A 13,068-nucleotide genomic window follows, 5' to 3' on the forward strand; every position below is an offset into this window, starting at 1 on the left:
AGAGACAAGAAAACACCATCAGAAAAATAAAAATTCAGTTTTTAGGAAGGGACCACATGGCAAAGAAGATCATCAAAAAGACCGTCCAGCCGGCCGCCAAAAGTTCCGGCCAGCGCAAAGTCCGGGTGGCCATCATCGGGGTGGGCAACTGCGCCTCCTCCTTCGTCCAGGGCGTTCATTATTACCGCAACGCCAAGCCGGGCGACAAGGTCCCCGGCCTGATGCACGTCAACCTGGGCGGCTATCACATCTCGGACATCGAGTTCTCGGCCGCCATCGACATCGACAAGAACAAGGTGGGCAAGGACCTGGCCACCGCCATCTACACCAAGCCCAACAACACCTTCAAGTTCTGCCAGGTGCCCAAGAGCGGGATCACCGTCCAGCGCGGCATGCTGCACGACGGTCTGGGCAAGTATCTGTCCCAGATCATCCAGAAGGCCCCGGGCTCCACGGTGGACATCGTCAAGCTGCTGCAGGACACCAAGACCGACGTGGTGGTCAGCTACCTGCCGGTGGGCTCGGAGATGGCCACCAAATGGTATGTGGAGCAGATACTGGAGGCCAAGTGCGCCTTTGTCAACTGCATTCCGGTGTTCATCGCCCGCGAGCAGTACTGGTCCAACCGCTTCAAGAAGGCCGGGGTGCCCTGCATCGGAGACGACATCAAGTCGCAGGTGGGGGCCACCATCACCCACCGGGTGCTGACCCGCCTGTTCATGGACCGGGGGGTCAAACTGCAGAAGACCTACCAGCTGAACTTCGGCGGCAACACCGACTTTCTGAACATGCTGGAGCGGGAGCGGCTGGAGTCCAAGAAGATCTCCAAGACCAACGCCGTCACCTCCATGCTGGACTACAAGATGGATCCCGACGACATCCATGTCGGCCCGTCGGATTACGTGCCCTGGCTGCTGGACCGGAAATTCTGCCACATCAAGATGGAGGGCCAGACCTTCGGCGACGTGCCCCTGAACCTGGACATGAAGCTGGAAGTATGGGATTCCCCCAATTCGGCCGGGGTGGTGATCGATGCGGTGCGCTGCGCCAAGCTGGCCCTGGACCACAAGCTCTCCGGGACCATGCTGGAGCCCTCCAGCTACTTCATGAAATCGCCCATGGTCCAGGTGCCGGACGACCAGGCCAAGAGGAACGTGGAAGAGTTCATCAAGAAACTGGGGCGGAAATAAACTTGCTTTGAACGAGGGTTACTACGAGTGTGTGCTCGTAGTAACCCTAACAATGAGAGTGAGGGATCTGTAATGGAAATTAAAATCGGCGCAGATGAGCTTATTCTTTGGCTAAGGAAAACCAATAACGCCGTAGGCAGAAACAATAAAGATTTAGGCAAAGAAATACGACAACAAATTGAAAGCCTTGGCGGTATTTTAATCAACGAAGATGTTGATGTACATTGGTCCAATGAAGGTCATAATATTGGAGATACGAATTTACCGAAAACAGCAGCACAGTACACAATAGATACAAGTAAATTGTGCAAACTATATGAATGGCTAACCACCTTATAACGATTAAGTAATTTATTTGGCAATCCAATGTATCCAATAGTCGAAAAAATGCTCGTAAAAAATAAAGAGGTGCTGTTTAATAAAAAAAGGAAGTATCATGAATACAAAAACCATCTTTTTATGCTTCTCATTTTTTACCTATTCGTTACTTTTTGCACAAAGTAATATGGATATATTGGGACCAAAACCCAAACCAATAGAAAATGATACTTCTACCGGGCCACATTATGATAGTGATAAGCAGAGGCCATCACAAAAGAATAAAAGTTTAACAATTGTTACTCCCAAGTTGTATTGTAATTCAGAAATAATTGAAAAGGAAAAAATAAAACAGATAATAAATATTGTAAAAAAAGACATATATCAAGTTTATCCAGAATTAAATAAAAAATTAGCTGGTAAAAGCGATCTTGAAAAAGAAGCTTACTTAGAAACAGAGGATGGAAAAAATTATGTTACAGATTTAAAAGAACGAAGATCTGATATTATTAATTCTTCATTTCTATTTAAATTAGAATCTTCACTCCCCGATTATGACCCCAGTATTAATGCTTTTGAAATATCTATCAAAGATTATCTATCAATTGATGATAGTTATACAAGTATTCAAAGCAGCAAAAGCAACAAAATATTCTATACAAACACAATAAATGCTATTTGGTGTAACGGGCTGCCTATAAAAATAAAATCGTTTCGTGGGGTATACTACTCCGTATTACGGATTAATCCTGGCTCTAAAGCAACAGCACTTATGTTGGAAAGAAACAAACATAACATTCATATTTATTTTGGGTTTAGATTAAGCGGGAAACTTAAGAAACTGCCGTATACTTCACTTCATAATGATGATATAGTGTGGGAAAGCTATGCTATGGCTAAAGATATGGTTATATTGTTGGTAGATTCAAAAACGGACAAAGTAGTATTTTCCAGAATGTATCATACAAAATAAGTATGTCTATAAAAACAAACTGTTTGGAAGCAAGAAAAAGAAAGTCAATTCCGATTATTAGAAAAGGCCTTTTCATAAGCTTTGAGGGCATCGAGGGCTGCGGGAAAAGCACCCAGGCCAAACTATTGGAGAGCTGGCTCAAGGCCCAGGGCTTTAAGGTAGTACTGACCAGGGAACCCGGCGGCCCTTCCATTTCCGAGAAGATAAGAAAGATCCTGCTGGACAGCCGCAACCAGGGGATGTCCGACCTCACCGAGCTGCTGCTGCTGCAGGCCTCCCGGGTCCAGCACCTGGCCCAGGTGATAGTGCCGGCCCTGAAGGCCGGGAAGGTGGTGATCTGCGACCGTTTTGCCGACTCCTCCACCGCCTACCAGGGCTACGGCCGGGGCCTGGACCTGAAGATGGTGGGTGAGCTCAACGATTTTGCGGTGGACGGCCACTGGCCCCAGCTGACGCTGGTGCTGGACCTGCCGGTGGAGAAGGGTTTCTTAAGGGCCCAAGGCCGGCGCCGCAGCTTGGACCGGATGGAGACCCAGGCCGTAAAATTTCACAAAAGGGTCAGACAGGGTTTTAAGGCCATAGCCAAAGCAGATCCAGGGCGGGTCAAACTTTTGGATGGCAGCCAGCCGCCGGAGGTGATCCACGCCGCGGTGCGGCAGCTGGCGCTGAGCGCCATGAAAAAAAGATAACGTAACTATTCAGCGTTGTGAAAAGACGAAGTGGTTTTTTAACCACCGATAACACACAGATGAACACCGAGAAAGGTAAAAGGGTTGATCTTCTATTTGAAGATTTGACCTATAAGATCATTGGTGCGGCAATTGAAGTGCACAAAATCTTGGGCCCAGGATATTTGGAATCCGTTTATGAAGATGCTTTGTGTTACGAGTTGGAAGCTTTAGATATTCGTTTTCAGCGACAAGTGGATTTGGATGTCAAGTACAAGAACGTCGTTTTCAAGAGAAAATTCAGGGCTGATCTGTTGGTGGAAGAGAAAGTTCTGGTTGAAAACAAAGCTATAACAACTCTAACCGCCAGCGATGAAGCGCAGTTGTTCAATTATTTAAAAACGACGGGACTGCGGGTAGGATTGCTCTTCAACTTTGGCAGTTCCAAGCTGCAAAAAATAAGGAGGATAGTGTGATCTATCGGTGTCAATCGGTGCGCCATCCGTGGTCAAATGGCTAGATAGTTACAAGATAGTGAAAGAATATTTATTATGGAAGACGGTATTCAGAAAGGCAGGTTCATCATGATCACCAGGCGTAAATTCGCTTTGATAGTGTCAGCAGTCGTGCTGTTCAGCGTGCTGGCCGGAGGGACGATAGGTCTGTTCGCTCAAAGCCGAAGCTTTGATCAGATCAATTTCCAGCTTCGGATATTCTCCACCGCCTTCAAGCAGGTGCTGGACCGCTACGTCACCGCCCCCGACCCGCAGAAGCTGATCTACGGCGCCATCAAGGGCATGATGGAGACCCTGGACCCCCACTCGGTATTCATGGATGCCAAAACGTTCCGGGACCTAAAATCCAGCACCCAGGGCTCCTTCGGCGGCATCGGCATCCAGATCGGGGTGCGGGACGAGGTGCTGACGGTGATCGCCCCCATGGCCGGGACCCCGGCCTCGCGGATGGGCATCCAGGCCGGCGACCGGATCGTCAAGATAGAGGGCAAACCCACCAAGGGCATCACCAGCGACGAGGCGGTGGGCAAGCTGCGGGGAGAACCCGGCAGCAACGTCACCATCACCATCGAGCGCGAGGGGGTAAGCGAGCTGATGGATTACACCATCACCCGGGCCCTGATAGAGATCGAAAGCATTCCCTACTACGGATTCATCGCCGACAAGATCGGCTACGTCTGGCTGGCCAACTTCTCACAGAAATCAGGTCCCGACCTTTCCAAAGCCCTGCAGGACCTGGAGAAGCAGGGGATGAAGCAGCTGATCCTGGACCTGCGCAGCAACCCCGGCGGATTGCTTAACGAGGCGGTGGAGGTCTCCAGCAATTTCCTGGATAACGGCTCCCTGGTGGTATTCACCAGGGGTCGCCTCAAGGAATCGGACCAGGATTACAAGGCCTCGGGCCAGGTGCTGTTCGGGCCCAAAAAGGGATCGATGGTGGTGCTGGTGAACCAAGGGTCAGCCTCGGCCTCGGAGATCGTGGCCGGCGCGGTGCAGGATTGGGACCGGGCCCTGGTGCTGGGACAGACCAGCTTCGGCAAGGGTTCGGTGCAGAATGTCATGCCCTTGGGCGATTCCATCGCCATCAAACTGACCACCGCCAAGTACTACACCCCCTCCGGGCGCTGCATCCACCGGGACAACAGCGCCTGGCAGTCGGGCGACCTGGACAGCCTGGTGGAGGATTCCACCGCGTCCCAGGAGGTCTATGCCACCCTGGGAGGCCTCAAACGCAAGGTCTACGGCGGCGGCGGCATCACCCCGGATATCAAGGTGGACCTGCCGCGCCTCAACCGCTTCCAGATGGACCTGGAGCGCAAGACGGTCTTCTTCAAGTTCGCCATCAAATACACGGTGGGCCACAGCAACCTGCCGAAGGATCTTATAGTGGACGAATCCATGGTCGACGAATTCACCAAACTGCTCAAGGAGGACAAGATAGAATACACTCCCGAGGAGTTCAAGGAGAGCAGGGATTACGTCAAGCAGGGCATCAAGCGGGAATTGCTCTCCAAGCTTTACGGCGACAAGGCCCGCACCGCCTACCTGCTGCAGAACGACGCCCAGGCCCAGAAGGCGGTGGAGCTGCTGCAGAAGAACAAGGACCTCACCAAACTGCTCAAAGAAGGGCAGAACGGAAAGTAACTTTCGAAAATAGTTATTGGTCTTTAGTTAATAGGGGTTTACCTTTGCCACCAAGCATGCACTGAGCGATGCCGAAATGACACTAAGATATTTAATCTGTTTATTGTCATTCCGAGATGATTGTCAACCCAACAGATTTGGTGATCCTTCGGCTTGGCGGGATCAGAAAATTTTTTCGAACGACCACCCCTAAATCCCCTCCTTGATCAAGGAGGGGACAGGGGAGGTCAAAACGACTCGGAACATGGTTATACCGATTATAAAAACAAATATTATTTGAGGACTTATGATGAATAAAGGAAATCTTATCGCCATGTCTCTTATGACGGCGGTCCTGATCCTGGCCGGATGCGGCCAGAAGCGGGAGGCGGTCATCATGGCCGGCTCCACCGCCTTCCAGCCCTTCGCCGAGAAGCTGGCCGACCAGTTCATGGTCCAAAATCCCGGGATCAACGTCACCGTCCAGGGCGGCGGCTCGGCGGTGGGCATCCAGTCGGCCCTGGCCGGCACCGCCCAGATAGGGATGGCCGACCTGGTGCAGCTGCCCGAGGAGGCCAAGGATCTCACCGCCACCGAGGTGGCCCGGGACGGCATCGCCATCGTGATCAACCCCGGCAACAGGATCGAGGGGCTGACCATCAAGCAGGTGCGGGAGATCTTCAATGGGGTCATCGCCAACTGGAAACAGGTGGGCGGAGATGATCGTCCGATCACGGTGGTATCCCGCGAGGCCGGATCGGGAACCAGGACCTCCTTCGAACAGATAGTGGGCGATATATCGCTGATAAAAGAAGCCCTGATCCAGGACTCCAACGGCACCATCCGGGAGACTGTGGCCAACGACGCCAATGCGGTGGGTTACCTGTCGCATGGTCTGATAAACGAGAAGATCAAGCCGGTCAGACTGGACGGCGTGGAGTGCACCACCGAGCAGATCATCAGCGGAAAGTTCAAGCTGGTCCGTCCGGTGTTCCTGCTGACCCAGGGACAGCCCCAGGGAGCGGTCAAGCAGGTGATAGACTACATGCTTTCGGCGGAGGGCCAGGAGACCATCAAGAGCAGCGGCCTGATCCCTGTCAAATAGATTGATTTTATCCAGCCAATGAAATTCTTAGGCGAGAAGGGCGTTCGGAGAGTGCTGGCGGGGATAGCTTTTTCGGCTATCTCGGCCCTGCTCCTTATCGCCCTTTTTATCATCAAGGAGGGCCTGCCGTTCATCATCAGCTACGGCCCCCTAAAATTCCTGTTTTCCTCCGACTGGCAGCCCCAGGCCGGAAGGTTCGGGATCTGGCCCATGATCGTGGCCTCGGTGTGGGTGACCCTGGGGGCCATGCTGCTGGGGGCCCCGTTGGGGGTGGCCTGCGCCGTCTTTTTGACGGAATTCGTTCCCCGCCGGGTGATGGGGGTGATCAAGCCCACCATCGAGCTGCTGGCCGGCATTCCCTCGGTGGTCTACGGGTTCATGGGGGTGATGGTGCTGGCCCCGCTGATCCGCTCCCAGCTGGGCGGGCCGGGGCTGTCGGTGCTGGCCGGGGCCATCATCCTGGGCGTGATGATCCTGCCCACCATCATCAGCATCTCCATCGATTCCATCCAGTCGGTGCCCAATTCTTACCGGGAGGGCTCCTTGGCTTTGGGCGCCACCCATTGGCAGACCACCTATATGGTGACGGTGCCGGCCGCCAAATCCGGCATCATCGCGGCCATCATCCTGGGCATGGGCCGGGCCATCGGCGAGACCATGGCGGTGATCATGGTGGCCGGCAACGCGGTCAAGATCCCCATATCGGCCCTGGACTCGGTCCGGACCCTGACCGCCAACATCGCCCTGGAGATGGGATACGCCACCGGGCAGCACCGCCAGGCCCTGTTCGCCACCGGGGTGGTGCTGCTGGTGATAATCATGATCCTGAACTCCCTGGCCGGAATGGCCATCAGGAAGAAGGCGGGTAAAAGATGAGAGTGCCGCCCAAATATACCCAGATGGCAGCCAAGCTGGTGATGGGCCTGGCCACCCTGGCCACCCTGGCCATCCTGGTGTTCATCATCCTGTTCGTGCTGGAGAAGGGCCTTCCGGTGGTGGGATTCAAATTCCTGCTGACCAGCCCCCAGGACATGGGAAAGGCCGGGGGCATCTTCCCGGTGGTGGTCGGGACCATCCTTTTGACCCTGGTGGCCATAGCCATCGCCACGCCATTGGGGGTGGGCACCGCCATCTACCTGACCGAATACACCAGGGAGAGCCGGGCCACCAAGATCATCCGTTTCGGGGCCGACTGCCTGGCCGGGATCCCCTCCATCATCTTCGGCCTTTTCGGCTTCATCTTCTTCGTCACCATACTACAAATGGGGTGGTCCATCCTGTCCGGCGGACTGACCCTGGCCTTCATGATCCTGCCCACCATCATCCGGACCTCGGAGGAGGCCATCAAATCGGTGCCCAATTCCTTCCGGGAGGTGTCGTTCTCTCTGGGGGCCACCCGCTGGGAGACCGTCCAGAAAGTGGTGCTGCCCAGCGCCCTGCCGGGCATCGTCACCGGGGTGATGCTGGGGGTGGGACGCTCCATCGGCGAGACCGCCGCGGTGATCTTCACCGCCGGCTCCTCTCTCCGGATGCCGTCCTCGCTGATGGACTCGGTCCGCACCATGTCGGTGCATTTCTACATCCTGGCCCGGGAGGGCATCTCCACCGAGAACGCCTACGGCACCGCGGCCATCCTGGTGATCACCATTCTGCTGATAAACCTGACGGCCTACGGACTGATGAACCGCTTCGTGGCCAGGAACAACTGATAGCATGATGAGCAACGAAATAAAAATATCGGCCCAGGACCTCAAGGCCTTCTACGGGCCGGAGCAGCTGCTGATGTCCCTCAACATGGACATCCAGGCCAACCAGATACTGGGCATCATCGGGCCTTCCGGCTCAGGCAAGACCACCTTCCTGCGCAGCCTGAACCGGCTCAACGACCTGGTGCACGGCTTCCGGATCGAGGGCCGCATCCTGCTGGACGGGCAGGACATCTATCACCCCAACTCCGACGTGGTGGCCCTGCGCAAACGGGTGGGAATGCTGTTCGCCCTGCCGGTGCCCCTGCCCAAGAGCATCTACGAGAATGTGGTCTACGGACCCAGGCTGTCGGGCGCAGGAGACCGGAAAAAACTCGATCAGCTGGTGGAGGCCAGCCTGAAGTCGGCCTTCATCTGGGACGAGGTCAAGGACCGTCTGAATTCACCGGCCATGCGCCTGTCCGGAGGACAGCAGCAGCGGCTGTGCCTGGCCAGGATCCTGGCCCAGGAGCCGGAGGTGATCCTGCTGGACGAACCTTGCTCCGGGCTGGACCCCATCTCCACCGCCAAGATCGAGGAGGCCCTGACTATCCTCAAGCAGAAGTACACCGTCATCCTGGTCACCAACAACACCAAGCAGGCGGCCCGGGTGGCCGACCAGACCGCCTTCTTCCTGATGGGCTCGCTTATCGAATACGGACCGACCAAAGATCTGTTCACCGTGCCAAATGACAAAAGGACCAGCGATTACATCACCGGACGTTTCGGGTAAAGAGGTACCTGCCCACTAAACACACGAAAGGTTATTAACCGGTCAAAACAAGATATAAGAACAATCCATTCGGCATGATACAGATCGAAAGATCCACCTATTTCCGCTTTTAACGAAATCAAATGAACAACAAGATAGAAATAAATCGGCTCAACCTTTATTACGGCAAATTCCAGGCCCTTAAGGCGGTGGACATGCCGATAAGGGAGAATTCCATCACCGCCCTGATCGGGCCTTCGGGTTGCGGCAAATCCACCCTGCTGCGCTGCCTCAACCGGATGAACGACCTGATCGCCGGGGTCAGGATAGACGGACGGGTGCTGCTGGACGGCAGGAATATCTACCGTCACGGCCTGAACGTGCCGGAGCTGAGAAAAAGGGTGGGCATGGTGTTCCAGCGGCCCAATCCCTTTCCCCATTCGGTGTTCGACAACGTGGCCTACGGGCTGAAGGTGGCCGGGATCAGTGATAAGAACCGCATTTCCGAAACAGTGGAGCGCAGCCTCAAAGGGGCCTGGCTGTGGGAGAATTTAAAGGATAGATTGGACCGTCCGGCCCTGGAACTGCCGTTGGACCAGCAGCAGCGTTTATGCATCGCCCGTTTGCTGGCGGTGGAGCCGGAGGTCATTCTGATGGACGAGCCTTGCTCGGCCCTGGATCCCATCGCCACCATGAAGGTGGAGGAGCTGATGCTGGATCTGTGCAAACGTTACACCATCGCCATCGTCACCCACAACATGCAGCAGGCGGCCCGGGTATCGGAATATTCCGGCTACATGCTGCTGGGCGATATGGTGGAGTTCGACCTGACCGCCAATATCTTCACCAACCCCAGGGACGCCCGCACCCAGGATTACATCACCGGCCGCTACGGGTGATGGTTTTGGAACACGGATCGAGTCAGGTAGGTTCTCTCACCAAGCCACCAAGGATTTATCAATTTACTTAGGCACACTTTGAGAACCCAGGCATTTGCGTCATTCTGGGCTTGCTTTGAAGCTATCCACGTCGAAGAATCTGTCGATGGATCACTGAAGGTATATCACACAAAGCCACTAAGACACGACGTTATTACTTAATAGAGCATTGTCACCACTTCGAAAATTTTATTTTTGCCAACCTCAGTGCAGGCTCTGGGGTCTCTTCCCGCTTGGCAGGTTGAAGGGGTGGCAAAAGGCTATGCTCACACATTCAGCCAGTCAGGCAAGGTGGCCTTCTCTGTGTGACAGTTTTATTTTTAAGCGTTCAAATTTTAATTTATCACACAAAGCCGCCGAGCCACGAAGCCCACTGGTTTGCCAGAGATGGATTCGGTTGATGGCTACAAGTTAATTTATAGATTAATTCAGCTTGGTGTCTTGGTGGCAAATAACATAGAAGGCTGATAATATCAAAAATCCTTAAAAAAAACGGGGAGCGCCAATGGAAAGACATTTTGATACCGAGTTGACCCAGCTGAAACAGCAGCTGCTGAAGATGGGGGCCCTGGCCGAGGCCATGATAGACGCCGCGGTCACCGCCCTGGTGGAAAGGAACGCTGATCAGTTGAAGCAGATATATGAGAATGAGAAGCAGGTCAATAACCTTCAGGTGAGCATAGACGAGGACTGCTTGCGATTGACCGCCCTCTACCAGCCCACCGCCGGAGACCTGCGCTTCCTGCTGGGAGCCTCCAAGATCAACACCGAACTGGAGCGGCTGGGCGACCAGGCCATCAACATCTGCGAGGTGGTCAATAAGCTGCTGCAGGAGCCTCAGCTCAAGCCGCTGATAGACATCCCCAAGATGGTGTCCATCGCCACCGACATGGTCCGGGACAGCCTGAACGCCTTCGTGGAGCGCAATGTCGACAAGGCCCGGGCGGTGCTGCTGCAGGACGACCAGCTGGACGACCTGAAGGACAAGATAGTGGCCGAGCTGACCGAGTTCATGACCAAGGATTCCGGCTCGGTCAGCCGGGCCATTCAGCTGATCCTGGTGGCCCGCAGTCTGGAACGGATAGGCGACCATGCCACCAACATCGCCGAGGACGTCATCTTCGTGGTGCAGGGCAGGGATATCCGGCATCATGCGCAAGATATGTGATCATCGATCCCAATGGCCAAGACCATCATAATTGACGGCTACAATCTGGCTTTCGCCTCCGGCAAGATAAGGCCGGTTCTGCTCAAGGAAAAGAAAGAAGGGCGGGCCTTGTTGCTGGACATTTTGGCTGGGTATAAGAAGGCATTGGGGTATGACATTACCGTCATCTTCGACGGGGCGGAAGGGAAGGAGCACAAGGGAGACAGGGTCAGGGGCATAAGGGTTTTTTACTCCAAGCCGCCCCAGAACGCCGACCGGGTGATCAAGGACAAAGCCTCAATTATGAAGAAGACCAAAACGTTGACCGTGGTCACCTCCGACCGGGAGCTGGCCCATCATGTCAAGGGGCGGCAGGTGGAGGTGATCGGCTCCGGGGCATTCTTGGAAAAGATGGAGCGGGAGATGACCCTGCGGGGCGCGGATAAGGAGAGGCCCGGGAAGATAGATGTGAAAGAGTGGATGGAATATTTTGGGATAAAAGGGAAGGAATGAAGATAAATCGATCGACCGGTCGGCGCATCTTTTCAATACCGGGTCCTACTGAATTTTAAGACACATTGCCAAGGGGGATCAATGCTGGCTCCGTTATTCATCCTTAAAAACACCAAAGGCAAGGGCTGCGGGCTTTTCGCCAAACGGGACATTCCCAAGGGAACGGTGGTGTTCTATGAGTGTTCGCAATGCACCGTCATCCCCAAAGCCAAATTCGACAAGCTGACCAAGACCCAAAAGGAAAAGCTGTTGTTCCACGCCTACACCCGCCAGGACGGCTCGGTGGTCAATCCCTGCGGCGATTCCATTTACATGAACCATTCCTGTGATCCCAATATCCTGGATACCGGAAAGGGTTTTGATGTGGTGGTCCGGGACATCAAAAAAGGCCAGGAGGCCACCTGCGATTACCGGGTCTTTTATGATAAGGATTGGGGCTTTGAATGTCATTGTGGCAGCAAAAACTGCTGCGGGACATTCACCTGTCGCCGGCCGCTGGCCTCCGGGGTCAAGGCCTTTTGGGAAAAAATGACGGCCCCGGCGTTGAAACGGATATCGAAAGTACCCCAGCCGCTCAAAGAGCAATTTCTGAAGGAGTATCCGGCCAAGGCCCGGTATTTCAAATAGCCATTGACCGGCCAAAGAACTGATTTTATGCTTGACTTTGCCATGGGTTTAAGTTACATTTATTGCAAAGAGTTATCTGCCGGGATGCTCATAAGGCCCCGGCGGATGATTTTATGAATGGTTTTTAATAATCCTGTTATAGGAGTTCTGGGATGAAGCTAAAGGTCCTGGGAGCATCGGGATCAAAACTGCCCGGTTTCGGTCTGACCAGCTTCCTGCTGGACAAAAACATCCTGATCGACACCGGGGCGGCCGCCTCCATGCTGGACTTTGACGAACAGCTGAGGCTGGATGCGGTCCTGCTGTCGCACATCCACATCGACCACAGCCTGGGGCTTTTACTGATGGCCGACAACCTAGTGGGCAGCCTCAACAAATCCATCCAGATCATGAGCATCCCGGAGGTGCTGGACGGCCTGCGGGAGCATTTGTTCAACAACCAGGTATGGCCGGATTTCACCTCCATTCCCAACAGCAAGGATGCCATCTTCAAGCTGAAGCCCATGGCCGAGGGCAAGCCGGTGAAGCTGGGCAAGTACACCATCCGGGCCATCCGGGTCAGCCACTCGGTGCCGACGGTGGGCTTCATCATCAGCGACGGCAAGAGCTCCCTGCTGTACACCGCCGACACCCGGGCCACCGAAAAGATCTGGAAGGAGGCCAAGAAGATCCGGGGCCTTAAGGGGGTGCTGATAGAAACCTCTTTTCCCAACCGGCTTCACGGGCTGGCCGACCTGTCGGGCCATCTTACGCCGCACGCCCTGCTGCAGGAGATAAACAAATCGGGGCTGAAGGTGCCGTTCTACGTCTTTCATATCAAGGCCATGTTCGTGGAGGAGGTGCAGAAGGAGATCGCCAGACTTAAAAATTCCCAGATCCGGCTGGCCATGGAAGGCGCCACCTATAATTTTTAGGATCCGACAATATCGCGTTCAGCAAGCCGGAACAATAGACGATGTTTTATTTTCCGGCTTTGCCTTTATAGTTTTCAAAG

At 54.2% G+C, this 13,068-nt stretch carries 15 protein-coding genes; all 15 read left to right on the top strand.

Translation table 11 applies throughout. The features are described 5' to 3' along the window. Nucleotides 1-56 precede the first annotated feature (56 nt). The 15 genes from A2273_04470 (at nt 57) to A2273_04540 (ending at nt 12,988) form a co-directional block, all read left to right on the top strand. On the top strand, nt 57-1,190 hold the full coding sequence (locus A2273_04470) for an inositol-3-phosphate synthase (protein OGF07726.1): 1,134 nt from the start codon (nt 57-59) through the stop codon (nt 1,188-1,190). A 72-nt stretch (nt 1,191-1,262) separates the two neighbouring features. Further along, nucleotides 1,263-1,529 (top strand): hypothetical protein, encoded by a 267-nt coding sequence (locus A2273_04475; protein ID OGF07727.1) that lies wholly within the window; start codon nt 1,263-1,265, stop codon nt 1,527-1,529. A gap of 97 nt (nt 1,530-1,626) precedes the next feature. Beyond that, entirely contained in the window at nt 1,627-2,481 is an 855-nt protein-coding gene (locus A2273_04480; GenBank protein OGF07728.1) for a hypothetical protein, read from the top strand. 56 nt (nt 2,482-2,537) lie between these two features. Then, nucleotides 2,538-3,170: a dTMP kinase gene (locus A2273_04485; GenBank protein OGF08026.1), complete on the top strand. Its 633-nt coding sequence runs from the start codon at nt 2,538-2,540 to the stop codon at nt 3,168-3,170. Nucleotides 3,171-3,229: 59 nt separating this feature from the next. Then, nucleotides 3,230-3,625, top strand: a complete 396-nt coding sequence (locus A2273_04490) for a hypothetical protein (GenBank protein ID OGF07729.1) — start codon at nt 3,230-3,232, stop codon at nt 3,623-3,625. Between the two features lie 75 nt (nt 3,626-3,700). After that, nucleotides 3,701-5,308, top strand: coding sequence for a hypothetical protein (locus A2273_04495; GenBank protein OGF07730.1), 1,608 nt, complete (start codon nt 3,701-3,703; stop codon nt 5,306-5,308). A gap of 286 nt (nt 5,309-5,594) precedes the next feature. Then, nucleotides 5,595-6,392 (top strand): hypothetical protein, encoded by a 798-nt coding sequence (locus A2273_04500; GenBank protein OGF07731.1) that lies wholly within the window; start codon nt 5,595-5,597, stop codon nt 6,390-6,392. 18 nt (nt 6,393-6,410) lie between these two features. Next, on the top strand, nt 6,411-7,268 hold the full coding sequence (locus A2273_04505; GenBank protein ID OGF07732.1) for a phosphate ABC transporter permease subunit PstC: 858 nt from the start codon (nt 6,411-6,413) through the stop codon (nt 7,266-7,268). Beyond that, entirely contained in the window at nt 7,265-8,101 is an 837-nt protein-coding gene (locus tag A2273_04510; protein OGF07733.1) for a phosphate ABC transporter, permease protein PstA, read from the top strand. The genes A2273_04505 and A2273_04510 overlap by 4 nt, the downstream gene beginning before the upstream one ends. 7 nt (nt 8,102-8,108) lie before the next feature. Further along, entirely contained in the window at nt 8,109-8,870 is a 762-nt protein-coding gene (locus A2273_04515; protein ID OGF08027.1) for a phosphate ABC transporter ATP-binding protein, read from the top strand. Between the two features lie 122 nt (nt 8,871-8,992). Next, nucleotides 8,993-9,748 carry a phosphate ABC transporter ATP-binding protein gene (locus A2273_04520; GenBank protein ID OGF07734.1) on the top strand — a complete coding sequence of 252 codons (756 nt, stop codon included), beginning with the start codon at nt 8,993-8,995 and terminating at the stop codon, nt 9,746-9,748. A gap of 544 nt (nt 9,749-10,292) precedes the next feature. Further along, nucleotides 10,293-10,955: a phosphate transport system regulatory protein PhoU gene (locus A2273_04525; GenBank protein ID OGF07735.1), complete on the top strand. Its 663-nt coding sequence runs from the start codon at nt 10,293-10,295 to the stop codon at nt 10,953-10,955. A gap of 12 nt (nt 10,956-10,967) precedes the next feature. Beyond that, entirely contained in the window at nt 10,968-11,447 is a 480-nt protein-coding gene (locus A2273_04530) for a hypothetical protein (protein OGF07736.1), read from the top strand. Between the two features lie 81 nt (nt 11,448-11,528). Then, nucleotides 11,529-12,074, top strand: a complete 546-nt coding sequence (locus tag A2273_04535; GenBank protein ID OGF07737.1) for a hypothetical protein — start codon at nt 11,529-11,531, stop codon at nt 12,072-12,074. 152 nt (nt 12,075-12,226) lie between these two features. Then, nucleotides 12,227-12,988, top strand: coding sequence for a hypothetical protein (locus tag A2273_04540; GenBank protein ID OGF07738.1), 762 nt, complete (start codon nt 12,227-12,229; stop codon nt 12,986-12,988). Nucleotides 12,989-13,068: the final 80 nt, after the last annotated feature.

This window comes from Candidatus Edwardsbacteria bacterium RifOxyA12_full_54_48 (assembly GCA_001777915.1).
In the GTDB taxonomy this organism is placed as follows: domain Bacteria; phylum Edwardsbacteria; class AC1; order AC1; family EtOH8; genus UBA2226.

Coding starts and splice junctions, on each gene's coding strand:
- A2273_04470 (OGF07726.1), top strand. CDS start 57: ATGGCAAAGAAGATCATCAAAAAGACCGTCCAGCCGGCCGCCAAAAGT.
- A2273_04475 (OGF07727.1), top strand. CDS start 1,263: ATGGAAATTAAAATCGGCGCAGATGAGCTTATTCTTTGGCTAAGGAAA.
- A2273_04480 (OGF07728.1), top strand. CDS start 1,627: ATGAATACAAAAACCATCTTTTTATGCTTCTCATTTTTTACCTATTCG.
- A2273_04490 (OGF07729.1), top strand. CDS start 3,230: ATGAACACCGAGAAAGGTAAAAGGGTTGATCTTCTATTTGAAGATTTG.
- A2273_04495 (OGF07730.1), top strand. CDS start 3,701: ATGGAAGACGGTATTCAGAAAGGCAGGTTCATCATGATCACCAGGCGT.
- A2273_04500 (OGF07731.1), top strand. CDS start 5,595: ATGATGAATAAAGGAAATCTTATCGCCATGTCTCTTATGACGGCGGTC.
- A2273_04505 (OGF07732.1), top strand. CDS start 6,411: ATGAAATTCTTAGGCGAGAAGGGCGTTCGGAGAGTGCTGGCGGGGATA.
- A2273_04510 (OGF07733.1), top strand. CDS start 7,265: ATGAGAGTGCCGCCCAAATATACCCAGATGGCAGCCAAGCTGGTGATG.
- A2273_04515 (OGF08027.1), top strand. CDS start 8,109: ATGAGCAACGAAATAAAAATATCGGCCCAGGACCTCAAGGCCTTCTAC.
- A2273_04520 (OGF07734.1), top strand. CDS start 8,993: ATGAACAACAAGATAGAAATAAATCGGCTCAACCTTTATTACGGCAAA.
- A2273_04525 (OGF07735.1), top strand. CDS start 10,293: ATGGAAAGACATTTTGATACCGAGTTGACCCAGCTGAAACAGCAGCTG.
- A2273_04530 (OGF07736.1), top strand. CDS start 10,968: ATGGCCAAGACCATCATAATTGACGGCTACAATCTGGCTTTCGCCTCC.
- A2273_04535 (OGF07737.1), top strand. CDS start 11,529: ATGCTGGCTCCGTTATTCATCCTTAAAAACACCAAAGGCAAGGGCTGC.
- A2273_04540 (OGF07738.1), top strand. CDS start 12,227: ATGAAGCTAAAGGTCCTGGGAGCATCGGGATCAAAACTGCCCGGTTTC.